The organism is Rhodoferax sp. AJA081-3, from assembly GCF_017798165.1.
Taxonomy (GTDB): domain Bacteria; phylum Pseudomonadota; class Gammaproteobacteria; order Burkholderiales; family Burkholderiaceae_C; genus Allorhodoferax.
Genome location: NZ_CP059068.1, coordinates 2,584,240 through 2,609,050, shown reverse-complemented (window position 1 = coordinate 2,609,050; position 24,811 = coordinate 2,584,240). Strand labels below are relative to the sequence as shown.

General features: G+C 53.7%; 22 protein-coding genes. 21 read left to right on the top strand and 1 reads right to left on the bottom strand.

Annotated features, from left to right (window positions below; translation table 11 throughout):
- The first annotated feature begins 109 nt into the window (after positions 1-109).
- The 15 genes from gspE to HZ993_RS12185 all read left to right on the top strand — a co-directional run bounded on the left by gspE (position 110) and on the right by HZ993_RS12185 (position 18,015).
- On the top strand, positions 110-1,792 hold the full coding sequence (gene gspE, locus HZ993_RS12255; RefSeq protein ID WP_209393036.1) for a type II secretion system ATPase GspE: 1,683 nt from the start codon (positions 110-112) through the stop codon (positions 1,790-1,792).
- 60 nt (positions 1,793-1,852) lie between these two features.
- Positions 1,853-3,016, top strand: coding sequence for a type II secretion system F family protein (locus tag HZ993_RS12250; protein ID WP_209393035.1), 1,164 nt, complete (start codon positions 1,853-1,855; stop codon positions 3,014-3,016).
- Positions 3,017-3,052: 36 nt separating this feature from the next.
- Entirely contained in the window at positions 3,053-3,496 is a 444-nt protein-coding gene (gene gspG, locus HZ993_RS12245) for a type II secretion system major pseudopilin GspG (protein ID WP_209393034.1), read from the top strand.
- Positions 3,475-3,939, top strand: a complete 465-nt coding sequence (locus HZ993_RS12240; protein ID WP_209393033.1) for a GspH/FimT family pseudopilin — start codon at positions 3,475-3,477, stop codon at positions 3,937-3,939. Before gspG ends, HZ993_RS12240 begins: the two co-directional genes overlap by 22 nt.
- Before the next feature lie 2 nt (positions 3,940-3,941).
- Complete coding sequence (locus tag HZ993_RS12235) at positions 3,942-4,334, top strand: prepilin-type N-terminal cleavage/methylation domain-containing protein (RefSeq protein ID WP_256440881.1); 393 nt, start codon at positions 3,942-3,944, stop codon at positions 4,332-4,334.
- The gene (locus HZ993_RS12230) at positions 4,331-4,987 is read left to right on the top strand and encodes a prepilin-type N-terminal cleavage/methylation domain-containing protein (protein ID WP_371816927.1); all 657 of its coding nucleotides are present in this window, start codon (positions 4,331-4,333) and stop codon (positions 4,985-4,987) included. The genes HZ993_RS12235 and HZ993_RS12230 overlap by 4 nt, the downstream gene beginning before the upstream one ends.
- A gap of 29 nt (positions 4,988-5,016) precedes the next feature.
- Positions 5,017-5,886: a general secretion pathway protein GspK gene (locus HZ993_RS12225; protein WP_209393030.1), complete on the top strand. Its 870-nt coding sequence runs from the start codon at positions 5,017-5,019 to the stop codon at positions 5,884-5,886.
- Entirely contained in the window at positions 5,883-6,983 is a 1,101-nt protein-coding gene (locus HZ993_RS12220; RefSeq protein WP_209393029.1) for a PilN domain-containing protein, read from the top strand. Before HZ993_RS12225 ends, HZ993_RS12220 begins: the two co-directional genes overlap by 4 nt.
- Positions 6,980-7,555, top strand: coding sequence for a type II secretion system protein GspM (gene gspM, locus HZ993_RS12215; RefSeq protein WP_209393028.1), 576 nt, complete (start codon positions 6,980-6,982; stop codon positions 7,553-7,555). The genes HZ993_RS12220 and gspM overlap by 4 nt, the downstream gene beginning before the upstream one ends.
- Complete coding sequence (locus tag HZ993_RS12210) at positions 7,552-8,199, top strand: hypothetical protein (protein WP_209393027.1); 648 nt, start codon at positions 7,552-7,554, stop codon at positions 8,197-8,199. The genes gspM and HZ993_RS12210 overlap by 4 nt, the downstream gene beginning before the upstream one ends.
- Before the next feature lie 233 nt (positions 8,200-8,432).
- Positions 8,433-10,532, top strand: a complete 2,100-nt coding sequence (gene gspD / locus HZ993_RS12205; protein WP_209393026.1) for a type II secretion system secretin GspD — start codon at positions 8,433-8,435, stop codon at positions 10,530-10,532.
- Positions 10,533-10,810: 278 nt separating this feature from the next.
- Positions 10,811-11,773 carry a hypothetical protein gene (locus tag HZ993_RS12200; protein WP_209393025.1) on the top strand — a complete coding sequence of 321 codons (963 nt, stop codon included), beginning with the start codon at positions 10,811-10,813 and terminating at the stop codon, positions 11,771-11,773.
- A gap of 157 nt (positions 11,774-11,930) precedes the next feature.
- Complete coding sequence (locus HZ993_RS12195; protein ID WP_209393024.1) at positions 11,931-13,688, top strand: sialidase family protein; 1,758 nt, start codon at positions 11,931-11,933, stop codon at positions 13,686-13,688.
- Between the two features lie 23 nt (positions 13,689-13,711).
- A complete protein-coding gene (locus HZ993_RS12190; RefSeq protein ID WP_209393023.1) occupies positions 13,712-15,715 on the top strand; it encodes a tetratricopeptide repeat protein in 2,004 nt (667 codons plus the stop codon).
- Between the two features lie 101 nt (positions 15,716-15,816).
- Positions 15,817-18,015, top strand: coding sequence for a tetratricopeptide repeat protein (locus HZ993_RS12185; protein WP_209393022.1), 2,199 nt, complete (start codon positions 15,817-15,819; stop codon positions 18,013-18,015).
- Between the two features lie 32 nt (positions 18,016-18,047).
- Here HZ993_RS12185 and HZ993_RS12180 read toward each other — a convergent pair whose 3' ends face one another.
- Positions 18,048-20,348, bottom strand: coding sequence for a tetratricopeptide repeat protein (locus HZ993_RS12180; protein ID WP_209393021.1), 2,301 nt, complete (start codon positions 20,346-20,348; stop codon positions 18,048-18,050).
- Positions 20,349-20,732: 384 nt separating this feature from the next.
- On the opposite strand from HZ993_RS12180, the gene HZ993_RS12175 reads away from it, so the two are divergent.
- From HZ993_RS12175 to HZ993_RS24555, 6 genes are all read left to right on the top strand, one after another.
- Positions 20,733-21,851, top strand: a complete 1,119-nt coding sequence (locus HZ993_RS12175) for a DegT/DnrJ/EryC1/StrS aminotransferase family protein (protein WP_209393020.1) — start codon at positions 20,733-20,735, stop codon at positions 21,849-21,851.
- Positions 21,851-22,573, top strand: a complete 723-nt coding sequence (locus HZ993_RS12170; RefSeq protein WP_209398432.1) for a WbqC family protein — start codon at positions 21,851-21,853, stop codon at positions 22,571-22,573. Before HZ993_RS12175 ends, HZ993_RS12170 begins: the two co-directional genes overlap by 1 nt.
- Positions 22,574-23,098 (top strand): hypothetical protein, encoded by a 525-nt coding sequence (locus HZ993_RS12165; RefSeq protein WP_209398183.1) that lies wholly within the window; start codon positions 22,574-22,576, stop codon positions 23,096-23,098.
- A gap of 1,030 nt (positions 23,099-24,128) precedes the next feature.
- A complete protein-coding gene (locus HZ993_RS24565; RefSeq protein WP_245213938.1) occupies positions 24,129-24,293 on the top strand; it encodes a hypothetical protein in 165 nt (54 codons plus the stop codon).
- The gene (locus HZ993_RS24560) at positions 24,286-24,477 is read left to right on the top strand and encodes a hypothetical protein (RefSeq protein WP_245213937.1); all 192 of its coding nucleotides are present in this window, start codon (positions 24,286-24,288) and stop codon (positions 24,475-24,477) included. The genes HZ993_RS24565 and HZ993_RS24560 overlap by 8 nt, the downstream gene beginning before the upstream one ends.
- 111 nt (positions 24,478-24,588) lie before the next feature.
- Positions 24,589-24,792 (top strand): hypothetical protein, encoded by a 204-nt coding sequence (locus tag HZ993_RS24555; RefSeq protein WP_245213936.1) that lies wholly within the window; start codon positions 24,589-24,591, stop codon positions 24,790-24,792.
- Positions 24,793-24,811 lie beyond the last annotated feature (19 nt).

Here is a 24,811-nt window from a genome sequence, read left to right as displayed (position 1 = left end):
TTTTATGGGCCACAACAGTCGTACTGACTTCGGTTTGCCGGATCGGTGCAAAGCAGGCCTATGCTAGTATCCGCACTATTTTTCTTCACGGAAAGTCATTGAGTCGAGCATGCGTCTTGGAGAAATACTGATTGAGCGTGGAAAGCTCGACCTCGCCAACCTGGAACGCGCACTGCGCGTGCAGGAAACCAATAAGCAAGAACGCATTGGCGCCATATTGGCACGCACTGGCTTTGCCGCCGAACGCGACGTTGTCGAGGCGCTCTCCATACAGATGGATGTGCCGGTGGTCCCGCTGGCGAGTTACCCCGAGTTGCCTATCCTGGAAGAGCGCGTATCGGTTCGCTTCATCAAGGAATCGCGGGCTTTGCCCCTGCTGGAAGATGAAGCCCAGCTCGTGCTGGCCATGGTTGACCCGGCGGACGAATATGTGCGCAATGCCTTCCGGTTGGTGACGGGGCGCAATATCGTCCCGCAGTTGGCGGTGCCATCCGAGATGGATGCTGCATTTGAGCGCTTGTACGGCACCGGCAAAACCTCGATGGACCAGATCGTCGGCGAGGCGCAAACCCGCGACGACGATGTTGGCAACGAAGACCTTCAGCAGTTGAAAGAACTGGCTTCCGAAGCACCCATCATCCGCCTGGTCAGCCTCATCATCAGCCATGCCTTGCAAGCGCGTGCGTCGGACATCCATATCGAACCGTTTGAAAACCGGTTGATCGTGCGGTACCGGGTCGACGGTGTCATGCACGAGGTGGAGTCACCCCCGCGGCGATTCTCAGCAGCCGTGATCTCGCGTATCAAGATCATGGCCAGCCTGGATATTGCGGAGCGCCGCCTGCCGCAAGACGGGCGCATCAAGCTGCGCCTGCAGGGCAAGGAGATCGATTTGCGTGTCTCCACCGTGCCCACCATGCATGGTGAAAGTGTGGTGATGCGTATCCTGGACAAGAGCGGTACCACGCTGGACTTTGCCACCCTGGGTTTCGACGCCGTGGCTCTGGAGCGTTTTCTGCAGGTGCTGAACCAGCCGCACGGGATCGTGTTGGTTACAGGCCCCACGGGTTCCGGCAAAACCACGACGCTGTACACAGCGCTGGACAAGCTCAACAAGCCCGATATCAAGATACTCACCGTGGAAGACCCGGTGGAGTACCAGATGGAGGGTATCAACCAGATCCAGGTCAAGCCGCAGATCGGTCTGACCTTTGCCAATGCGTTGCGGTCCATCGTGCGCCAGGACCCCGATGTCATCATGATTGGTGAAATCCGCGACCTGGAAACGGCCCAGATTGCCGTGCAGTCTGCGTTGACGGGGCACATGGTGCTGTCCACGCTGCACACCAACGATGCCGCCAGCACGATCAATCGTCTGCTGGATATGGGCATGGATGACTACCTGTTGACCTCTACGGTGAACGGCATCCTGGCCCAGCGCCTGGTGCGCACACTGTGCACACACTGCCGTGAGGCGCATCCGGCCTTGCCGGAGGTCATAGAAGAAATGCAGTTGACGCGTTTCACAGCCGCAAGCCCCGTGGTGCTGTACCGCCCCATTGGTTGTGAAGAGTGCGGTGGGACCGGCTACTCTGGCCGGGTCAGCATCGTCGAACTGTTGGTGATGACCGACACCATACGCGGCATGATCATGCGCCACGTGACCTCAGGTGAAGTCCGGCAACAGGCCATTGCGGATGGCATGCAGACCATGTACGAGAATGGTCTATCCAAGGCCGTGGCGGGTGTGACCACCATTGAAGAGGTCCTGCGCGTCACGCGCGAGGAGTGATTTTTGTCGCTGTTTAGCTATAAAGCGGTTACGCCAGAGGGAGAGACCCAGGAAGGCAGCATGGATGGCCTTTCCCAGGCGGCCATTGTTGAGCGCCTGCAGGGCATGGGACTCATCCCCATTCGCGTGGAAGAGGCTGCTGCCAGTAGTGTTGCCCCAACCAATGGCGGGGGTATTTTTGCCAAGAACCGCATCTCGCAGGACGACGTTGCCGTCTTTACGCAGGAAATCGCCACCCTGCTCAAGGCCGGATTGCCATTGGATCGCTGCTTGGAAATTCTGATCAGTCTGTCCGCCAGCGAGCCTGTGCGGCAACTGATGAGCCAGCTGCGGGAAGACGTGCGCGGTGGCGCGTCGTTGTCCACGGCCATGGATGCGCGCAAAGGTGTATTCACGCGTTTCTACCTGAATATGATCCGCGCAGGCGAGGCGGGCGGTGCATTGGATGTGGTCTTGCAGCGTTTAACGGAATTTATGGAGCGCTCCAAAGAGTTGCGCGACACCGTGAAATCTGCGCTGATCTACCCGGCCATTCTGGTTACGGTCTCGGTGTTATCGGTCGCCATCTTGCTGGTATGGGTGGTTCCGCAGTTTTCTCAAATGTTTGAGGAGTCTGGCAAAGCCCTGCCCCTGCCAACCCAGGTTGTGATTGCAGCCGGGGATGCGGTGCGTGATTACTGGTGGGCCATGGTTTTGGTGGTTGTGGGCGGGTTTGCATGGTTTGGAAAACAGATGCGGGAACCAGCGAGCCGCCTGAAGTGGGACAAAAGGCTGCTGGACTTGCCACTCTTGGGTGATCTGATTGGCAAGCTGGAAGTCGCACGGTTTTCCCGCACGCTGGGCACCCTGATTGGCAACGGGGTGACCCTGCTGGCTGCACTGTCCATTGTGAAGGAAACCCTGAGCAATACCGTGATGGCCCAAGGCTTGACCGAGGTGGCCGCGCAGCTCAAGGAGGGCAAGGGATTGGGTAAGCCTTTGTTGGAAACCGGGTTGTTTCCCAAGCTGGCGGTACACTTGGTGATGGTTGGCGAGGAGACGGGCAAGCTGCAGGAAATGCTCATCCGTGTCGCCGATATCTACGACCGTGAGGTGCAAACCGCGGTCAAGCGCCTGTTGGCCCTCATGGAGCCCGTGCTGATTTTAGGGCTGGGTCTGGTCATCGGCGGAATCATCATGTCCATCCTGGTAGCGATATTAAGTGTGAACGATTTGGCGATGTAAGCGTCAATAGGCAATGAATTTTTGGAGAATGTACTGATGAAGCGCAAGCAAGCAGACCAAAAGCAGCGGGGTTTTACCCTTATTGAGTTGCTGGTGGTTTTGGTCATTTTGGGTCTGTTGGCAGGTGTTGCTGGGCCGCGGATCATCGGCTACCTGGGTGGAGCCCGGTCAGACACCGCAAGATTGCAGATCGAGGAATTCGGTGGCAGTCTGGACTTGTTCAAACTGGAGACTGGCCGCTACCCAACAAGCCAGGAAGGGCTGCAGGCGCTGGTCCAACAGCCACCCGGACTCGCTGGTTGGAATGGCCCGTACTTGAAGAAAAAGACGTTACCAAAAGACCCCTGGAACAACGACTACCGGTACGTTTCCCCTGGTCAGCATGGTCCCTACGACATCAGTTCCTTGGGTGCTGACAACAAAGAGGGTGGCGACGCAGAAAACAAGGATATCAACGGTTGGGAAGACAGCAAAAAGTAGACTGTGCCCGACAGGGCGGTTTCACCATCATCGAACTGCTGGTCGTGATGGTCATCATGGCGATGGCCTACACACTGGCGGGTCCCATGGTTTCCTCTGGTGTCTCGGGTACCGAGCTGAAGGCGTCGGCGCGCCAATTGGCGGCAGGCTTGCGCAAGGCGCGCAGTGATGCTATTTCACGCCGAACGGAAGCGGTGTTGACAGTGGATGTGGAGGCGCACCAGTTTCAACTGAGCGGCGATCAGCGCGTTTACCAACTACCCAAAAGTATTGCAGTTAAATTGTTTACCGCCCAGTCCGAATTGGTCAATGGGTCTACCGGCGCCTTTCGATTCTTTCCGGACGGCGGGTCTACGGGCGGGCGTATTACCCTCAGCGCACGTGATCGCAATTACGACGTAGACATCAACTGGCTGACCGGGCAGGTCGCCATCCTCGACTAACCATGCGCAACCATTGTCGTGGCATGACCTTGATGGAGGTGCTGGTTGCCTTCGTCGTGCTGTCCCTGACGATGGCGGTGATCCTGCACATTTTTTCGGGCGGCATGCGCAATTCCAGGCTGACCGACAGCTACAGCCGCGCGGTTTTTTTGGCACAGTCCAGGTTGGCAGCTGTAGGGGTGGAGAACGCGCTTGTACCCGGCGAGGAGAGCGGGCGGGTCGGGACCAGCTTGCAGTGGCGGGTCAATATTGCGCGGGTGGACGATAACGGCGAAGCAGACCGGCTGTTGATGCCGGTGCGCCAATATCTGGTGCGCGTGCAGGTCGCGTGGCAGGAAGACGGAAGAGACAAGCAGATAGAGCTCTCGTCAGTGCGCTTGGGGCCGCGCCAATGAGCCGGAGATATCAGCCCGCGTTGCCCAACCAGCGAGGATTCACCCTCCTGGAGTTGTTGATCTCGCTGACATTGTTGGGGATGATTCTGGTCTTGCTGTTTGGCGGCTTGCGACTGAGTGTGCGCAGTTGGGATTCGGTTCAAAAGCAGGTTGATACCCTGAACTCAGTGCGCTCGGTGGAGAGTTTCCTGCGCCGCGAATTGGAGCGTATCTACCCTTACCGCTGGAAAGCAGGATTACCCCAACGATTTGCGTTCGTCGGCGAGCGCCACAAGCTCCATTTCGTCGCACCCTTGCCGTCACGCATTGGTGTTGGTGGTCTGTATGCCATCGCTCTGGAACTGGAGCAAACGGGAAACGGCCGTCGGTTGACCTGGAAGCATTTGCCGGTCGATCCGAGCATGCAGGATTTCTCGGCACTTGAGCCGGTGAAGGAGATGCAGTTGGTGGGCACCGAACTCAACACGGTGGACGACATCTGGCTAAGTTATTTCGGCCGGGAAACCGAGGCTGCGGCTCCTCGCTGGATGGATCGCTGGGACAGTGTGGTGACGATGCCAATGCTGATCAGGATCCAGGTCCGGTTTGCAGACGGTTCGGAATGGCCGGATTTTATGGTTGCGCCCATGCTGATACCGGAGGCTCCGCGATGATCCGCCAACGGGGTGTAGCGCTGGTACTGGTGCTGTGGGTCGTCACCTTGCTTTCGGTAATAGCCGGAAACTTTGCGTTCAGCATGCGTGGCGAGGCGCAGATTGCCCGCAACCTGTTGTCCGCCGCCCAGGCGCAGGCGCAGGCCGACGCTGGCGTGTACCGCGCATGGTATGAACTGATGAAACCGCCAACGGAGTTGAATCGCTGGGTGGGTGATGGCGCGGCGCATGACCTGAGTCTGGCTGACGGTGTGCTGCGGGTTTCGATTCAGGACGAGTCTGGTAAAATTGATCTCAACACGGCATCTGAACTTTTGCTTGTGGGACTTTTTCGGTCTGCAGGAATGACACAAGAGTCTGCTGTGGCGCTGGCTGACAGCGTGCAGGATTGGCGGGATACGGACAAGCTGAGAAGACTCCATGGGGCGGAGGAGGCAGAGTATGTCGCCGCAGGCAAAAGTTATACACCTCCCAATGCACCGTTTGAAACCGTTGATGAGTTGCAGCGGGTTCTGGGTATGACGCCCCAGGTATTTCGTTTACTGGAGCCGGCGTTGACCGTTTACTCTAGGCAACCCGGCGTCAATACTGCGGTTGCACAGCGCCAGGCATTGTTGGCCATACCCGGTGTCAGCCCGGAAATGGTGGAGCAGTTTCTGGTACTGCGCGCCAGCATGATGGCCTCTCAGCAACCTGCGCCGGTGTTCGTGGGGGCCGGGGCGTTTGCATCTGGGCCGGGTGGATTGCCGGCGTATGCGGTGCGCAGTGAAGTCAAAATGGCCGATGGCACAGCGTTTGTACGACAAGCCGTTGCCCGGATAACCCGGGACCCGAAGCGCCCAGTTGTTGTGCTGGCATGGGGTGAGGGCGAGAGCGAACAATCTTCGGGAACGAAATGACAGCTTTATTGGAAAATTTCAACGAATCTCTGGCGAGGTTGAAGAAGCAACTGAAGACCAGTCGTTTCTTAACCTGGTGGCTGGGCGAGTTGTCCAGCATGGTGCCTGGTTGGATGCGTTCTTCTGGGCCAACTCTGGAGAGCTACGTGGTGCTCACGTTGAAGCAAGTTCACCCGCAAATGGTCAAGCCAGTGGTTGCTGGCAACCGTACGGTTGCCATTTCCCTGTCCCATCACCATCTATTGCGCAAAACCATCAGCCTGCCCCTGGCCACTGAGGAGAATTTGCGCCAGGTGCTGGAATTCCAAGTGGAACAGCACACGCCATTTTCACTGGACCGCGTTTACTTCAGCTACTTGGTCAAGGCAAGAGATTTTGAATCCAGGCAATTGACGTTGGAGCTGGTGGTGGCGCCACGCGACACGGTAGATCCGGCAATCAAGATTTTGCTGGGATTGGGGGTGGATGTTCGGGCGGTCTTTGCCGACGAGAATCTGGCTTCCGGCGTGCTCCTCAATTTGCTACCGGCTGCTGCTGCTGGGGCTGCGCCCTCGCCGCTTCGGCATGGTGCAAACCCCTGGCTGGCTGGGCTTGTGCTGTTGCTCGGTATGGCCGCTGTGGCCATCCCTCCGCTTATTAAGCGCGAAGCGGTCGTGCAATTACTGCCATGGGTTGACAAGGGGAAAAAAGCGGCAGAGGCGGTTAGCGCAGTGCGCGTTGAACTGGAAGCCCGCGTATTGCAGCACAACTATCTGATTGAAAAACGCCAAGCCTTCCCTGCGGTGATCCAGGTCATGGAGGAATTGACGCACATCCTTCCGGACGACACGTGGATACAGTTTTTTGACCTGAAAGGGAAAAAGTTGCTTATTCAGGGCGAGACAGCTTCTTCGCCGCGGCTCATCGGGCTGTTTGAAAAGTCCAGCATCTTTCGAGAAGCGAGTCTGTCTTCGGCCTCCTCTAAGGGGCAACTTGCTGGAACGGAGCGGTACCAGTTGGAGATTCAATTGCGCTCTGATGCAAAGAACAACGCTACTTCTTTATCGCCTGGCTTAAGCGCACCTGTGCCGACTGGAGTAGGAGGTAAGGCGCCATGAAACAGTTTGGTCCCCGCCAGAAGAAAGCCGCTGCCCTGGCTATTTTGGTCCTGGTTATTGCAGTCGCCGGTGCCGCAGTTGCATTGCCTGTGTGGCTGGTCAATCAGCATTACGACGTGGCGTTTGAAGATGCCACCAGTCGTTTGGAGCGTTACTCCAGAATTGTGGGCACGCGGGATGCCTTGCAAAAACAGGCAGTCGAAGTCAAGGCTTTGGAAGCCAAACGCCACTTTCTCAAAGGTGCCAGCCCTGCGCTCGCCGCAGCAGAGTTGCAAGAGAAAGCCCAATCTGTTTTTGATGCAAACGGTGCCAAGGTCAACAGTATCCAAGTCTTGGCGCACAAGGACGACGGCCTATACCGCCAAGTCACACTCCAGGTTCAACTCATCGCTCCATTGACCGCTGTCAAGGGAATGTTGTACGGGCTGGAGTCGGCGCATCCTTATATGTTTTTGGACAATTTCTCCATTCGCGCACCCAACATGCAGGTCAATCGTGTGGAATCTTCCAATGAACCGGATTTGGTCGTCCAGTTCGATTTGACGGGCTACGCCCTGAAAGGCGCCCCATGAACGCCTCTATGGGACGCGAGAAGTACCTCGCCATCGCCCTGACGCTGGCCGCGCTGCTACTAGCAGGCGTTTTGGTGTGGGAGTGGAATCAGGCGCTGAACCTTCAGCGGGAGTTGCTGAAAATGCGCAACATACCGGCGGTTGCGGCCAAGCCACTCAATATTTTGCCAGAATTCAGTCTGCCGCCCGAGGACGCCGGTTTTCCTGAGTTGATATCCCGTTCGCTGTTTTCTATTAATCGTCGATCCTCTGCTGTAGCCAGTAAAGACGGCGTGGCCGCCATGAAAAAAGGGCAGTTTGTTTTGGTGGGTGTTCTAATTACGCCGCAGCGAAGCTCGGCGCAGTTGCGGGACGTTCAAACCAACAAAGCAGAGACCGTGGCGTTGAACGGAGTTGTGCGCGGTATGACTGTTGGCGAAGTTGGGCCCTCAAAGGTTGTGCTGCGTCAGGGGGCGGAGAGTGAAGAACTCGTTCTCAACGTTCAAACAGGGCCCAAGAGCGCGGCGGCGCGGGCTCCAGGGCCGGTAGCAGCCCCAACGACGCTGAACGCTGCGCCTCATCTGGCGGCGAGTGCACCCGCATCTGCCCCTGGTGCGCCGCCACCTGAAATAACGCAGCGACATACTGAGTTAAAGAAAAAGTAGTGAACGGACTCGTAGAAATTTAGAGCCGCGCGTAACCGAAAAATCCGGAACACAGAATGAAAAAACAACCGCACCAACTGACAAAAATCGCTACCGCATTGCTGTGCTGCATGCACGTATTTTTTGTGGGCTGCGCAAGCCAGCCCACGGCAACACAGACTCAGGTAGTAGCGCAGACGGTGGCGCCGATGGCTGTGGCGCCTGTGAAGGCCGAGGCCAATTCGAAGACCGTCATGTTGGAAACCAAGAAAGCAGATGCTGACGCCCCCAAAATCATTCCGGGGACAGGGATTTTTGTGAAGCCCGCCAACATGGCTGCAGCGCCTGCAGGTCCGCAAGACATTGTGCTGAACTTTGAAGGTGCGGATTTACGCGAAGTGGTTCGCGTGGTTATGGGTGACATGCTGGGTGAAAACTACACCATTGATCCCAAGGTGAATGGCGCGGTCACCATCCACACCAGCCAGCCCATCAACCGCGCGGCAGTAACACCGATTCTGGAAACTGTGTTGCGCATGAATGGCGCTGCGATGGTCAAGGAAAACGGCGCCTATAAGATCAGCCCACTCAACACCGCGCTGCGCGGCTCTACCACGCCAAAAACGGGAGTGCTGCAGCCGGGATACAGCGTTCAGATCGTGCAGTTGCAATACATCTCTGCCCGTGAAATGGCCAAGATACTGGAGCCACTGTTGCCAGAGGGCAGCATTCTGCGCGTAGATGAGAGCCGCAACCTGCTCATGCTGGCAGGCGGGGAGGGGGAGATGCGCCATGCGCTGGAGACCGTAAGCGTATTCGATTTGGACTGGCTGGCGGGGATGTCGGTGGGCTTGTTCACCCTCAAAAGTGCAGATGTGAAAAGCATCCTGCCTGAGCTGGAAATCCTGTTTGGCGACAAGTCCAAGACGCCATTTGCTGGTCTGCTGCGTATCTTGCCTATCGAGCGCATGAATGCCGTGTTTGTCGTCAGCCCAAGGCCGCAGTACCTGGAGCAGGCCCGCCAATGGATCGAGCGCCTGGACCGCAGTGGCGGCAGGAGCGGAACGCGTTTGCATGTTTATCCCGTACAGAACGGCAATGCTGAAAAGATTGCAGCCCTGCTGAGCCAGGTCATTGGTGGCAAGTCAACTAGCAGCACGCCTGCAGCAACAGTGGCGCCGGGCTTGGTCGGAACTTCGTTGCAATCCACAGGTGGCAGTACCAGTGGCGCGCCGGGTGGCCTGTCGAGTTCGACCAGTGGCTCATCAACCGCTGGCGCACCAATGGGCGCCAATACAACAAATTCGTCGGCTAGTGTCGTGGCGTCAGGTACCGGTGAGGCGCTGGGCCTCAGTGCAGCAAGTACCGTAAAAGTCATTGCAGACCGCGATAACAACACGCTACTGATATTGGCCAATGGGGCCGAGTACGAAAAGATTGAAGAAGCTATTAGAAAGCTGGACGTTGTGCCGCGCCAGGTCTTGGTCGAGGTCACTATTGCCGAGGTCACTCTAGGTGGGGCCTTGAACTATGGGTTGGAGTGGTTCTTTAACAATGGAACCAATGGATTGACTGGAAAATTGGTTAACGCCTATGGTAGCAACGGCAGCAGGGGGAGTGCTCTACCTACTAATTCTGCAGAAGCGGTAACGTCGGTGCTGCCTTTTACGGCAGTATGGCGAACCACGGGGGGCAATATTTCTGCTGTGTTGAGTGCTTTGGCCAGCACTACCAAAGTGAATGTGTTGTCGTCGCCACATATCATGGTCACGGACAACCAGGTTGCCAAAATCAACGTGGGTTCCAGCGTCCCTGTGCAAGGGCAGAGCACAATCTCTGGCGTCGCAGGCACCCCAATCACCACGTCTGTGAATTATGTTGACACAGGCGTTGTGTTGTCAGTCCGCCCCCACATCAATGCGGGTGGATTGGTTACTCTGGAGGTCAGCCAGGAGGTCAGCGATGTTGCGGAAACTACATCCAGTGAAATCAAGTCCCCTACTATTAACAAACGCACGGCGCAGACCACAGTGAATGTGCAGTCGGGTGACACCATGGTACTAGCTGGGCTGATCAAGGACAACAAAACTGCTGGTTCGCAGGGCTTGCCTCTGTTGTCAGATATACCCGTCGTGGGAGCGCTGTTCGGTGCCAAATCTGCGACCAATGAGCGCAGCGAACTCATCATCACCATCACACCACGCGTTGTGAATGACTATCAGCAAGCCCGTGATATCACTGCAGAATTTCGCAAAAAACTCACCGGTATGAACAAGCTGAACTTGGAGGAGGCTGCCTCGGTAAAGAGAGAGCGCGATGCAGCCGCGCAGGCGGAAGGCGCAAAGGTCCAGTAAATTTGTTGTTTCTGTGTTGCATTAAAGGAACAGAGCCTCAAAAAGCCGTACAAATCGCTTGGAATCTCTTTGACCTCCCTAGTGTTATTTTGTACATTGGCAGCATGCGTCAGGGAACTGGCCATCCGGCAGAGGAGCTATGAGTTTTTTTGACCGGTTTAGTCAATCCATGTACAATGGATTTCGTTAGTGCAAAAAGGTAGTACACTAGTTCGGTAATTCTTTGCCGTTCCGGGTGTATGAATTATTTTATTTTGGCCAAAATAGGAAACGTAAACATGAAAAAAACTTTTCAAAAGACTCTGATCGCTGCTGCTGCTGGTGCCGCTCTGATGTCTGCTGTCGGTACAGCTAACGCTAACTCGTTGCTGTTCCCTTACTTCACAACTGCTACTGGCGCTCAAAGTGTCCTGAGTCTGTCGAATACCTCCGCCGTTACTCAAGGTCTGCATTATGTGTACAACTACGGTACTGCTTGCACCCACTTTGATGCAAACGGTTCTTTGACAGCTAACGACATTCTGTCTCACTCCGTCGCTCAGCCTGCTGGTTTTAGCACTACTGGTGCGGTTCGAGCTGGTGCTCCTGGTGCGGGTGGCTTTGGTAAGGTTGTGTCTACAGATACATCGACACCTGTGTACTTCCCGCTGGCTAATCAGCAAGGCTTCTTGGTAGTTTCTACTACTACTGCTAACACGACGCAAGGTCTGCAAGGTAGCATGGCTATTGTTGATCCTGCAACTGGTTTGGTGGTGTCGTATGCTGGTATCAGCAATGGCCTGAACACTGCATTGAATACCAATGAAGGTAACTTTACCAATTTGACTGACGTGAATTTTGCGTTGTCAACAATGCCGAGTGCTTTGGTAACTACTTCGTGGTATGCAGTTGTCGTCGGTGATATGCAGGCTGTCATTACTGCTGGTGCGGACTGGAGAGGCGCGGCTACATTCACGAACAATGGCTTTGTCTATAATAACGACGAATTTGCAACCTCTGGTACCGTTACTAAGACAGTCACTTGCGCTGGTACAGTTCTGTCTACCGATCTGATGACCGGTGCTCAGGCTGCTGCAGTGGGTACAAATGGTGGCTTGATTCGCACTACTGCATCTTTGGCTTCGGGCGCTACTTCAAGTGCTTCTGGTGTGGTAATGATGAAGATGCAGACAGTGCAAGCTGCTGTTGGCGCTCCTTTTGCTGGTAAGCAGTTCCTGCACCGCGAGAGCGCATCTAACTAATTGGTTAGACATTTTGAGCGTTGTATCCATTTTTGGATAGAATGCTTGAAAATTGAAAAAGCCCCGCTTGCGGGGCTTTTTCAATGTGTGGAGTAGTTGCTGGAACTAGTGCAATCGCTATTTTGTTTATGTTGGTTTTATCCCAAGGGAAAGTTCGATGAGTCGTCTCCTGACAATATTGGTTTCTTTAATTGGATTGACGGGTTGTGCCATTAGCGCTATTGACTCGACTAATGAATCACTTGTTCAAATTTCTGATATGCAAACCGGTCCTTTTGCTACCAGACCGTCGTTGGCTGACGTCGGCGGAGAGCTTGCTGTACTTTACGCGTCAAAAGATGATCGCGTGGTTTTGCAGATCGGGAGTCAAGCCAAACAAGCCATAGATACAACTGCTCGGGTCAGGGCGGGGGGGTCGTTTTTCAAGTTATGGCCGCAACAAAATCACATTTATGCAAGCTGGTGGTCCCATAAAAGATGGGAAAACATTTACATAACCTCATCAGGCGATGGTGGCAAGAGCTTCGCTCCAGTCAGCATGGTGAATACAGACAACGGAGTGCTCCCTCCATTCACGTTGACCCTTGGACCCCCGGGAACCTTGGGAATGACATATTCCGATGAGCGTATCCCTGGATTCCAAGTATTCTTTAATCGCTCTATTGATCACGGATTAACTTGGCAAAAATCCGACCAGAGGCTTGATTCTCCCCCTGCGGAGGGGCGCGCTAGTATCGCTCATGATCCGCAAACAGTGGAGTCAGGTTCCACATGGGTGAGCACTTGGAGCGAAAGTATTCACGTTTCTGGTAAACCTCTGTACCGCATTGTCAGCCGTCGAACGAACGATGCCGGCGTAACTTGGACTGCACCTGCAGTATTATTTAGTTCAGACCATCAAATATCTACACTAATTGTTCGCTCAGAAGGCAGAAATTTGATCATAGCAGCCGATGATCTGAATAGAGGTATATTTGCCTTGGCGTCCCAAGACTCTGGTGTTACCTGGAGCGAAGCTGTTCGACTGGAGGATACAGCAGGCCTAAGCAACAGCGGTATAGCAATGGAATACCGCGACGGACGGGCGCACTTGGTGTGGATGGCTCAACGAGCCGAAGCCAAGATACAAATCATGGCCGCGACATTTGACGTTTCTAAGAACGCTTGGTTGGGGGGGCGTAAGCGGCTAAATCCTGCGACCTACGAAAATACAAAAGCTCTATCTCCTGTGGTTCACGTGACTAAGGGTGGGGCGGTGGTTTCTGCGTGGGTGGACTATCGAGACATTCGTCCTAACATCTACATAGCAACATCGTACGATCAAGGGAATCGTGGTCCCCCACCACAACCATTACTTCAGCCTGGACTGATCTCTGTCGGGTGGCCGGCATTGGTGAGAGTTAAAGACAAAACATACATCGCTTTCGAGAAATATCCCACAGAGCGAGTTGCCGACGGCAGTTTCCACGTTCGAGAACTCCCCGTTGATGCAGGTGCAAACGCAATGGCGAAAATTTCGAGTTTTCCCGTGGTTGGTGAAAAGGAGCGAGCCGCAAAACTGACGGAGCGCATAAAAGCACTGTGGGACTATCGTGTGGCAGGAAACTATGATCGTGCCTACGATATTTTTGACTTTGCCTATAAAACCGCTACACCAAAGAAACTATACATAGAAAATGCGGGTGTGATCACCTACTTGGCCCATCACACTGATGAAGTTACGATCACAGGCAATGAGGCCAACGTCAAGATGAAAGTCAAATACGAGGTTAAGTCCGCTATCTTGCCGACAACAGGTAAGCCTATTACTGTAGCGCCAGTAGAGGTCGAGGTACCGAATCAATGGGTGTGGATTGGTGATGACTGGTACCTAGTCTACACTCCGTCATTTGATCAACCCATGCTGAAATATTGATTCGCGAGGGTAGTGATGCGAATATGATTTTTAACGAAGAGCGGGCGCATTTGGAGACCGCTGCGGCGGAAATGGAGGCGCTCTACAACATCGCCGATTACGCAGCACTGGAAATTCGTGCGCTTGCATTCACCGATCAATACCCAAACATTGGGTTCGGCTGGAGTGTTTTGGGTACAGCGCTCCAATTGCAGAGTAAAGATGCAGTAGAAGCTAATGAAAAAGCCGTCTTGCTGTTACCAGACGACGCAGTAGCACACATGAATCTGGGTGACGCGCTAATGGCAACTAACCAGCCTCAACGCGCTGTGGCTAGCTACAAGGCAGCAATAGACCTCAAAGGTGGTAATCCCGCTCTACACACCAATCTTGGAAATGCTCTGACAGCGGTGGGGGCGTTTGCCGAAGCACATGCAAATTACATAGCTGCGCAGCAATTGCAGCCAGACTTTGCTGAGGCTTACTACAACCAAGCCATTGCATATTCCGAGCAACGAAGTTTAGACAACGCAGAAGTTTGTCTCCGTCAAGCGATAAAGTTGAAATCTAACCATGCCACGGCCTATATTCAACTGGCGTCGCTACTTAAAGACTCAGGACGCGCGGAGGAGGCGGAAGCTTGCTGCCGCAGAGGATTAGAGTTCAGACCAGACTTTGCTGAAGCGCACAGTAACCATGGTGCCATTTTGGATGACTTGGGGCGAGTTGAAGAGGCAGCAGCTGCGTTCCAACGCGCAATTCAACTGATGCCCAATTTCGCCACGGCACACAGCAATCTGCTTTTCCACTACAGCCATAGCGAGAACATATCTCCCCAAGATCTCTATAAGGCCCACCTGGATTTTGCAGAGCGTTTTGAAACCCCGCTCATTTCCCAATGGTCTTCACACCCCAATAACCGTGACCCTAATCGGATAATACGCATGGGGTTCGTCTCTGGTGACCTTCGCGTGCATGCGGTCGCAAGTTTTTTTGAGCCCATTCTTGCGCACCTAGCGCGGTGCACAAAGCTATCGCTCTATGCCTATAACAACAGTCCTTACGAAGATACTGTTACGCAACGCCTAAAGTCCAACATATCCCACTGGCGACAGATTGCCGGCCAGTCCGACGACGCGGTTGCGCAAATGGTACGTGACGACTGTATCGACATCTTGATTGATCTCTCCGGGCACACCGCATACAACCGGTTGCTGACCTTTGCGAGAAAGCCAGCTCCCATTCAGGCAAGCTGGATTGGGTATGCTGGTACTACGGGCCTCAGCGCAATGGACTACTACTTTGGTGACCAATATTGGTTGCCCCGAGGACGTTTTGAAGATCAGTTTTCTGAAAAAATTGTGCGGCTCCCGGCCAATGCGTTGTTTCTCCCTTTCGTTGGCGCACCAGATGTCAATGTCCTGCCAGCCTTGCGCAATGGCTACCTGACTTTTGGCAGTTTCAATCAACTGCGCAAGCTTACTCCAACGGTGATTGCAGTTTGGTCCCAAATACTGCGGGCGATCCCGAATTCCCGCATGCTCATGGCAGCTATGCCCGTTGCCGGTGAAAACTCCATGTTAGTAGACATGTTTGCCCGTGAGGGAATTGCCCGTGAGCGGTTGAGCTTTCATCCCAGGGCGCATATGCAGGACTACCTTGCCTTGCACCATCAGGTTGACGTCTCTCTTGATACCTTTCCCTACCCGGGCGCCACTACAAGTTGTCATGCGCTGTGGATGGGAGTGCCAACTGTTACGCTGGTTGGTTCGACACCAGTCAGTAGAGTAGGGGCGGTGTTGCAAAACCACGCTGGATTACCCCAGTTCATTGCAAGCAATCGCGCTGAATTCGTGGCGAAGAGCGTCTATTGGGCGGAGCATTTTGACGAGTTGGCTGCGATCAGGGCTGACACACGTATCCGCTTTGGGCACTCAGCGATGGGGCAGCCCGATATGATTGGCGCGGCGATCGAACAAGCTCTGCGACAGATGTGGCAACGGTGGTGCGCTGGACATGCGCCGGAATCCATCGACGTGTTGGGCTAGGCTTCGGTGCCCGCTTCAATCCGGTTACTCAAACTTAAGTCAAAGCCACTTAGCAATTCTTTCAATCGCCAGCAGCCGCAGCCGCCAGCGCGACAAATCTGATGACTACCATTGATAAAAACGATCCCTGCCCCTGCGGCAGCACCAAGAAATATAAGCATTGCTGCCAACGCAAAGAGAAGAAGCAGGACGTAAAACCAACCCATAGCGCGGCAATGGTGTCCACCTGGCTCCAACTCGGGATGCAGTCTCTGCGCCAAGAGCGATTGCAGCAGGCCAAGGCCCTGTATGAGCAGGTATTGCATGCCAACCCGCGTCAGCCGGACGCGTTGCAATGGCTTGGCGTTATCCAGCACAAACAGGGCAACAGCATACGGGCGCTTGAGCTGATCAGCGAGGCGATTGTCGTAAGCCCGGGCAATGCTTTTTGCTACAGCACCTTGGGCAATGTGCTGAAAGACATTGGACAGAACGAATTAGCAGTGGAAAGCTATGGCAAAGCCTTGACCATCAAACCTGATTTTGCCGAAGCCCATAACAACCTTGGCATCGTTCTGTCCATGCAGGGTAAGCTCAACGAGGCTGTTGAGAGCTACCGGAAAGCGATAGCGTTGATTCCAGGTTACGCCGAGGCGTTGAACAATCTGGGTACCGCACTTCAAGCTCAGGGACAAGCGGAGGCCGCACTAGAGGTCTATCAACGAGCACTGGTGCTTACGCCTAACTTCGGGCAGGCTTACTTCAACGTAGGCAACACCTTGCACGAAAAAACGCCTGAGCAGGCGCTGCCTTACATTCAAAAAGCGGTCGCATTGAAGCCCGACTTTCTTGAGGCCTTACTCACTTTGGCCAAGCTCTTACATGCGCAAGGTGAAGTTGATCAAGCTAAGGCCGCCTATGCACGGTGCTATGCGCTTAAGGCAAGCCCTGGAACAAAGATTCAAGCTGAACTGATGCTTCCACCAATTATGGGTACGTGGAATGAGGTGCTGTCAGTGCGGGAAAATTTTGAACGCAAGCTTGCCCAATTGGCACAGGAAAACATCAGAATTGATGACCCCTTAAAGGAGTACTGCAATACCAATTTTCACTTAGCATACCATGGCGTAAATGACAAAAAGGTGCAGGTCAATGTAGCGCAGTTCTATGCTCGGGCATGCCCGAGCCTGCAGTTTGTTGCACCACATTGCGCTCGCCCCCATGTCGCAGGAAACCGGAGGCGAATTGGATTTCTGTCGAAATTTATCACACGCCACTCCGTGGCGCTGAGCTTCAGCAGAATCGTGGCTGGGTTGGCCGCGACTGGCGAGTTTGACGTCACGCTAATTTCGACCGTTGATGCCGATCAAGCTTTGATTCAGGAGGCGTATCCGAACTTCGCTGGTCAGTACGTGCGGCTCACCGCGGACTTGGAAAAGGCGCGGCATGAAATTGCCGCGCTTGAGCTGGACGTTTTGGTTTACCTCGACATTGGCATGGAGGCATTCAGCTATTTTCTTGCCTTTGCGCGGTTGGCGCCCGTCCAATGTGTAGTTGGTGGTCACCCCGTTACAACGGGAATTCCTGCAATGGACTACTACCTGTCGATTGAGTTGGGCGAGGTTGAGCATGCGCAGGAGCATTACAGTGAACGGTTGGTCAAGTTGCCATACGGGGCGCTGTATTTTGAGCGCCCCGCATTGCCGTCCCTGAACAAGACCAAGATTGAGTTGGGCCTTCCCGCAGAAGGAAGTATTTACGCATGCCCAATGACGTTGCACAAATTGCATCCCGATTTTGATGCGGCCATAGAACGCATTTTGCAATTGGATCCTACCGGGCACGTAGTGCTGTTTGCCGACAAGAAATTTTCTGCGTGGCAAAAACAATTGGAGAGAAGACTTCGGTCAACGATTTCGGCCGATGTGAGACACCGCGTGGTGTTTATACCTTGGGTAACAGATCCGCAAGACTTTATGCGCGTTGTGGATGCATCAGACGTCATTCTGGATTCGTTTCACTTTGGCATCGGCACCACTGCCATTCCGATTTGCTCTATCGGCACACCATTTGTCACCAAACCCAGTGAATTTTTGCGTGGACGGGTGGGACTTTACTACTGCAGACTGATGGACCTCACGGAGTGCGTCACCCACGATGTGGAGAGCTATTCAGCCAAGGCGGTATCTATCGCAACAATACCGTCTGAACGGGAGAGAATCAAAAAAATAATGCTTGCAAACAACCATGCGTTGTTCCAAAACGACCGCGGCGTACATGACATGACCCACTTTCTGGCGAACGTGGTCGTACCCAATTGAATTCGCATGCCGCTGGGTGCGCGATACGGTCGTTAAACGTCAAATGCCTCGGCAGGCAGCCCTTCACACCATCGATGCCACATGATGCGGAGCGCTTGGTCTACAGCCATCGGAACCGATCCCGAGTGCCCAAGTGCAGATTGGTTAAATCTATCGCGTAAGCCGGCTCTGATGCCGGCAAGTTCTGTCAGTCGGGTCGACCAATACTGAGCCTGTTCAATAAAGTCGACTTTGTTGTTGGTTATAAACTTGCTGAGTCCTGCGTGACTTTGAAGTGATGCGCCCGACCTGCTTACTGGAGTCTCGCCAGCCATCGTGATTGTTGGTACACCCATCCAAAGCGCGTGGCAGCTAGTAGTGCATCCAGGGTAGGGGAAAGTGTCAAGACAAATGTCCACTTGATGGTAGAGCCTGAGATAGTCTTGCATTTTGCACTTCGGCTTGAAAGAGAGTCGATCCTTGACAATACCTACGTCAGCGAACCATTTGGCCACTAAAGGGATATCGCTTGCCGCGTGCATGCCGCCGATAAGCATTCTTGCATTGGGTGTTGCATGCAAGATTTGGGACCAAAGCGCAATGACTGACGGATTGAGTTTTCTAACCAGGTTGAAGCTGCCAAAGGTCAAGTAACCATTTTTTAAGGCTGGCAGGTCATTTACTGGTGGTGCGTCGCTAAAAGGTAAAAAAGGCGCATTGGCCGGTATGCGCACTATTTTTTCTGAGAACTGGCTATCCATGTCTCCGGGAGGAACCAAGACTCCGTCTGCAAAGTAGTAGTCCATCGCCAATAGTCCCGTGGTGCCGGGATAACCCATCCAGCTCACCTGAATAGGTGCAGGTTTTCGGGCAAATGTTAGCAAGCGATGCCTAGCAGAGTGACCCGAGAGGTCGAACAAGACATCAATGCGATCTTCGATAATCTTTTGCGCCGTTGCATCGTCTGAAAGGTTCACACAGGAGCGCCAATTGGGCAGAAAACGCTTAAAACGCTGGGTGACAGCGTCTTCGTACGAATGGTTGCTGTAGGCATATAGCGATAGCTTTGGGTTGACGGCCAGACATGCCAGTACAGGATCAATGAAAGAAGCTACAGGATGGTTTCGCAGGTCGGCTGACACAAAGCCAACGCGCAACGTTCGATCCGGGTCTCGCAGGTTCGAGTGGCGCGGCCAATAGGGCATCAAGGGGGTTTCAAACTGTTCGGCAAACTTCCGGTGTTCGGCGAACAACGCCCTTGCGTCCACAGCTTCCATATGGCAGAGGTGAAAGAGCCGGTTGCTATAGGCTTCGGCAAACCCGGGGTCGATCTTGATGGCCTGTCTGTAGCAAGATTCAGCTTCCTCAAACTGTCCTAATTCGCTAAGAAGCACGCCCAGGTTATTGAGCGCTTCGGCCGAATGGGGGTTAAGTCGCAGCGCTGCTCTACAGTGTGTTACAGCCTCGTCGGGGCGGTCCAAGTCCTTCAGTGCTGCGGCGAGACCGCTGTGTGCGTCGACCAGCTCGGGGTTTAGGCGTAGTGCCTGACGAAAACACTCCTCTGCTTCGCTCGCGAGGCTTGACTCCCGAAGCGCGGCGCCCAAATTACTGTGGGCCACCGCCAGTCCAGGATCTATATCAAGTGCCTTTCGAAAACAGGCTGCGGCCTCACTGGAGCGATTAAGCGTCCTCAGTGTGGCGCCAAGATTGACGTGCGCCTCGGCAAGCGTGGGCACTAAATGCACGGCCTGCCGCAAAGTGAGTTCAGCCTCGTTGTGGCGGCCCAATGCCTTTAGTGTAGTACCTAGTGCTACGTGGGCGATCGCGAAGTACGGGTTCAATTCGATAGCCCGCCGTAGACTGGTTTCGGCATCTCCAAATCTTCCGCAATCTAGGCAGACGACGCCTAGGTTGTAATGCCCCTCAGTGAACTCTGGCTTTAGTCGCAATGCCTCTCGGTAGTGGGTTTCGGCGTTGCCTACTTCACCTTGTGCCTTGAGCGCGTTGCCAAGGTTGACATGTGTTTCCGCTGAGCGGGGATCTATTTGTAGAGCGAACAGGTAATTTTCTGCTGCCTCCTCGTATTGTCCCAGTGCTTGCAGTGCATCACCCAGATTGCTGCGCGCCATCGCGTCCTCGGGTAAGAGCTCGGCCGCTTTGCGCGCGGCAGGCAAGGCGTCTTTTCCTTGAACCTGAAGGGCAGCTCCTAGCACACTCCATCCGAATCCCAGGCGCGGATAACTCCCAACGAATGCCCGCGCCAGGACTTCCAACTCCGCATACCGGCCATTGTTGAAGAGGCTCTCCAGCTGACTGGCCTCGGCTTCAAGTTTTTTCTGTTCTTCGAAATCCATATATGCTCCACTTAGCGCGACTGCGGCTGACCACGTCAACGCCACTAATTGATCAATGATACTGTGGCACCAACCGAGTTGGTCATCAGTGAGTGCACTCAAATCAATAGCTAAGTAGGCTGATTCCACGGGGGCTAATTGCCTATTATCCTGGAGGCTAACAGCCGGCGCAGGCAATGGAGCCTATCGAGGATGTTCACATCAACCGATCCGGCTAGTAGGCACGCCATATCTTCGGGCACCTTTGCCTACAATGGCGGGTTCAGCAGGCTTGGCATACGGGTGCCAACAGTCACCTTGCCGTGATTGTGGGGCATGCAGGGTTATCCCGTGTTGCTTTGGGTGTTGAAGTTCTACTTGGCAAAAGATTACAGAGGTTTCCTGATGGACAAAGGCAAAGAAAAATTTCCTGTGTACGTAACCCAGCCGACGTTGCCACCGCTGGACGACTTTCTTCCCTATTTGGCACAGATTTGGGAGAGCAAATGTCTCACCAACGCAGGCCCTTTCCATCAGCAGCTGGAGCAGGCACTGTGCCAGTACTTGGGCGTCAAGCACATTTCACTTTTTACCAATGGCACTCTAGCCCTGGTCACTGCATTGCAGACGTTGCGGATTACGGGTGAGGTGATCACCACCCCGTATTCATTTGTGGCAACGGCCCACTCTTTGCTGTGGAATGGCATAAAACCGGTTTTTGTGGATATTGATCCCGTCACGCTGAACCTTGACCCCGCCCGCATTGAAGCGGCAATTACGCCCCAAACCACAGCCATCATGCCAGTGCACTGCTACGGGCAACCGTGTGATGTAGATCGCATTCAAAAGATTGCGGACACGTATGGACTAAAAGTCATCTACGATGCCGCACATGCATTTAGCGTGCAATACAACGGCGCCAGCGTGTTAAACCACGGCGACCTGTCCGTGCTGAGCTTTCATGCCACCAAGGTGTTCAATACCTTTGAGGGAGGGGCCATCATTTGCCAGGATGCAAAGACCAAATCGCGCATCGACCATCTTAAAAACTTTGGGTTTGTAGATGAGGTTACGGTTATTGCCCCAGGAATCAACGGCAAGATGAGTGAGATCAACGCAGCGTTCGGCTTGCTTCAGCTCAAAGGGGTAGACCAAGCCCTGGCGCAGCGCAAGGTCGTCGAGAAGCATTATCGTCGCGCCTTGGCGGAAGTTGATGGAATTGAATGTCTTCCCGAGCTTGCGCATAAAGAAGGGAATCATGCCTATTTCCCCATACTGGTGAAGCCAGGGTATCCGCTTACACGCGATGCCTTGTTTGAAAAATTCAAAGCCAACGGCATCTTTGCGCGTCGATATTTCTTCCCGCTCATCAGCGACTTTCCAATGTACAAATCATTACCTTCGGCTGCGTCGGCCAATCTGCCGGTTGCGACCAAGGCTGCCAACGAGGTGATTTGCCTGCCCATCTACCCCGATCTTGCCTTGCAGCAGGTCGATTTCATTGTGAGCCTGATTGCAAAATGATGGTGTCCGGCAAAAGGCTGGCAATTATGCAGCCCTATTTTTTGCCGCATCTGGGTTACTTCCAGCTTATTGCCGCGGTTGATAAATTGGTGATTTATGACGATGTGAATTTCATTAACGCAGGGTGGATCAATAGAAACCGTATTCTGCTAAATGGTGCACCACATATGTTCACGGTGCCATTGCAAGCAGCAAGCCAGAATAAGTTAATCCACGAAATCGGGCTTGCACAGGACGACCGTTGGCGCGACAAGACACTGCGTACTATTGCCTTGCACTACAAGAAGGCACCCCGATATTTGGAGGTGATGCCCATGCTGGAACGGATATTCAAGTACCCGGTCACGCGGCTGGATACGTTCATCTTGCACAGCTTGGAAGAGGTTATGCGGTATGTCGGGCTGAGGACCGTTATTCAACCCAGTTCCCAAATATATGGTAACCGTGAACTGCGTGGGCAGGCGCGAATTCTGGATATCTGCAAAATTGAGGGCGCGCAGGTATACGTCAATACGCCGGGTGGCCGCGATCTGTACGACTGTGAGACGTTCAAGGCGAACGGAATTCAACTAAAATTTTTGGGCTCCAAACCCATAGTCTACGACCAGAAGCAAGGTGAATTTTTTGGATCACTTTCAGTGATTGATGTGCTGATGTTTAATGATTTGCAAGCCATACAGAAAATGCTGGGGAATATGAACTTTATAATGCCGGAGATTTGAATGGCTGTTGACGTAACGCTGGTGTTTCCGGCCAACCATCCTGATGGAATGGAGTACATAGCTGCGGCGCGTGAGCGCGGTGAAAAGACCATTGCAGCTTCATCGCAATGGGACGCAGATGCCGGCCTTGACATTGGCGAGATAGTTGAACTGCCTTATGTCAACGATCCCCAGTTTTTGCAAGTCTTTGACAAACTGGTGCTACAACACAAGATATCGCGCGTTTATGCACCTGCAGTTGCGGTCTTTACTTGGTTGAAGAAGCAAATTGAGGAGCAGCGTTTACAAATTCAACTCGTTGGCTGGTCGCCCATTGCGCGCGAGGCTCAACGAGTTAGGAAAATATTGGGAGTAGCCTCCAGATATGAATCGTTTGTTGACATTTGCTCTGATTGCCGGAGCGTATTGAGTAAGTTGGAGGTTGCCGCCGCCTTCAGAATGTCCGGGCAGATTTTTGGCGAATCCAATAGTGACAAGATCGCTGCCATGCTGGCCATTTTGCTACTGCACCCAAGGGCGACGTGATTGAAGTCGGGGCATTGGTCGGAAAGTCCGCGTCCATACTCAATGCCATGGCAAGAAAGTACGCCATAGGCTCGGTGTTGGCCATCGATCCCTGGCAGGCCGTCGCTTCCGCACAGTTGATTCTCCTTCAACCCTGCGCGTCGACGTCGAGGGAGTGTGGGAGCAGGAATTGCCGTTGTCGTTTGTGCTCAATTTGTTGCCTTTGACAAGCGGGCAGTTCAATTACTTGCGGATGCCATCCCAGCAAGGGCATCAGGCCTATACCAGCCAATCAGAAGTGGTAACTGCGGAGTTCGGCTCAGTGAGCTACGAAGGAAAGATTTCAGTCATTCATATCGACGGCAACCATGATTACGTACACGCAAAGGCTGATTGTGATGCGTGGGTTCCTTGATCAAGCCGCGCGGCTGGCTCATTCTGGACGACTACGTTTGGTCCCACGGAGATGGTCCGCGCCGTGTAGGCGATGATTGGCTGCTGAATGGTAAGCGTGCCATTGACCGTGCTTTTGTGTGCGGCAAAGCCCTGTTCATACAGTTCGCGGAGTAGTACGTACCGTGAGCAAACCCCTTCATTCCTCTATCGTTGAGCACTACGAAGAATGCTTGGCACGACATGGCGACACCCATCTTGGGGTGGACTGGCCCACCGGAAGATGCGAACACGCGGTATGGCGTGATGCTGGAATTGGTGAGAGACACAAAGAATCCAGGCAGTCTGCTTGATTTTGGTTGTGGCGCTTCACACTCTACCCTGTGCTACTCAGTAGTGAGCACAGCAAATTGTCCTATGCAGGGTTAGACGCCTCCCACGCGTTTTGTGAACTGTCGCGAAGCAAGTATCCAGGCAACCGATACTATTGCCTCGATGTATTGGCCCAGCCGGATGCTCTGCCCGTTCATGATTACGTGGTCATGAACGGGTGTTTACGGAGAAGAGAAATCTGACCCATGAACAGATGTTTGACTATTTCAAAAGTGTGGTCAAGGTCGTGTACGGGAAGGCCCGAAGAGGGATCGCTTTCAATGCCATGTCCAAGCTCGTGGATTGGGAGCGAGACGATCTTTTCCATCTGGGTCTGGACGAGCTGACATCGTTCATCGTCAAAGAGCTCGGCAGGAATTTTGTGATTCGAAATGACTACGGCCTCTACGAGTACACCGTCTACCTTTACAAGGATGCCAACCGTGGCTAAAGTAGTAATCTTCGGGATTAAGGATTATGCGGAACTGGCGCATTACTACCTTGAAAGCGACTCCCCGCATGAAGTGGTTGCATTTTGTGTTCACCGGCAATTCATTCCACCTGATGCCCAATTTAAGGGCTTCCGATTGTTGCCTTTGAAGATCTGGAAACAATCTTCCCGGCTGACACGGTAAAGGTTTTGCGCCGATGTCGCCGAAACACATGAACAAGGACCGACAAGGTGTTTTTGAGGCGCTCAAAGGGCGGGGATACAGCTTCATTAGCTATGTGAGTCTCGAGCAACCGTGCTGGGTAATGAGATTGGCGAAAACTGCTTCATTCTTGAAGACAACACGCTGCAACCATTCACGAAAATTGGAAACAATGTCATTTTGTGGAGTGGTAACCACATTGGCCACCATGGCGAAATCCATGATCACGTCACTTTCACCTCGCATGTGGTGATGTCAGGGCATTGTTCTATCGGGCCCTACAGTTTTCTGGGGTGAACGCGACGCTAAAGGACCG

What these genes read in the sequence shown, in the direction of transcription:
- HZ993_RS12200 (WP_209393025.1), top strand. Translation starts at nt 10,811, where the DNA reads ATGAAAAAAACTTTTCAAAAGACTCTGATCGCTGCTGCTGCTGGTGCC.
- HZ993_RS12175 (WP_209393020.1), top strand. Translation starts at nt 20,733, where the DNA reads ATGGACAAAGGCAAAGAAAAATTTCCTGTGTACGTAACCCAGCCGACG.
- HZ993_RS12165 (WP_209398183.1), top strand. Translation starts at nt 22,574, where the DNA reads ATGGCTGTTGACGTAACGCTGGTGTTTCCGGCCAACCATCCTGATGGA.
- HZ993_RS12220 (WP_209393029.1), top strand. Translation starts at nt 5,883, where the DNA reads ATGACAGCTTTATTGGAAAATTTCAACGAATCTCTGGCGAGGTTGAAG.
- gspG (WP_209393034.1), top strand. Translation starts at nt 3,053, where the DNA reads ATGAAGCGCAAGCAAGCAGACCAAAAGCAGCGGGGTTTTACCCTTATT.
- gspD (WP_209393026.1), top strand. Translation starts at nt 8,433, where the DNA reads ATGTTGGAAACCAAGAAAGCAGATGCTGACGCCCCCAAAATCATTCCG.
- HZ993_RS12210 (WP_209393027.1), top strand. Translation starts at nt 7,552, where the DNA reads ATGAACGCCTCTATGGGACGCGAGAAGTACCTCGCCATCGCCCTGACG.
- gspM (WP_209393028.1), top strand. Translation starts at nt 6,980, where the DNA reads ATGAAACAGTTTGGTCCCCGCCAGAAGAAAGCCGCTGCCCTGGCTATT.
- HZ993_RS12190 (WP_209393023.1), top strand. Translation starts at nt 13,712, where the DNA reads ATGATTTTTAACGAAGAGCGGGCGCATTTGGAGACCGCTGCGGCGGAA.
- HZ993_RS12180 (WP_209393021.1), bottom strand. Translation starts at nt 20,348, where the DNA reads ATGGATTTCGAAGAACAGAAAAAACTTGAAGCCGAGGCCAGTCAGCTG.
- HZ993_RS24565 (WP_245213938.1), top strand. Translation starts at nt 24,129, where the DNA reads ATGTCCAAGCTCGTGGATTGGGAGCGAGACGATCTTTTCCATCTGGGT.
- HZ993_RS12195 (WP_209393024.1), top strand. Translation starts at nt 11,931, where the DNA reads ATGAGTCGTCTCCTGACAATATTGGTTTCTTTAATTGGATTGACGGGT.
- HZ993_RS12230 (WP_371816927.1), top strand. Translation starts at nt 4,331, where the DNA reads ATGAGCCGGAGATATCAGCCCGCGTTGCCCAACCAGCGAGGATTCACC.
- HZ993_RS12170 (WP_209398432.1), top strand. Translation starts at nt 21,851, where the DNA reads ATGGTGTCCGGCAAAAGGCTGGCAATTATGCAGCCCTATTTTTTGCCG.
- HZ993_RS12185 (WP_209393022.1), top strand. Translation starts at nt 15,817, where the DNA reads ATGACTACCATTGATAAAAACGATCCCTGCCCCTGCGGCAGCACCAAG.
- HZ993_RS12250 (WP_209393035.1), top strand. Translation starts at nt 1,853, where the DNA reads ATGGATGGCCTTTCCCAGGCGGCCATTGTTGAGCGCCTGCAGGGCATG.
- gspE (WP_209393036.1), top strand. Translation starts at nt 110, where the DNA reads ATGCGTCTTGGAGAAATACTGATTGAGCGTGGAAAGCTCGACCTCGCC.
- HZ993_RS12235 (WP_256440881.1), top strand. Translation starts at nt 3,942, where the DNA reads ATGCGCAACCATTGTCGTGGCATGACCTTGATGGAGGTGCTGGTTGCC.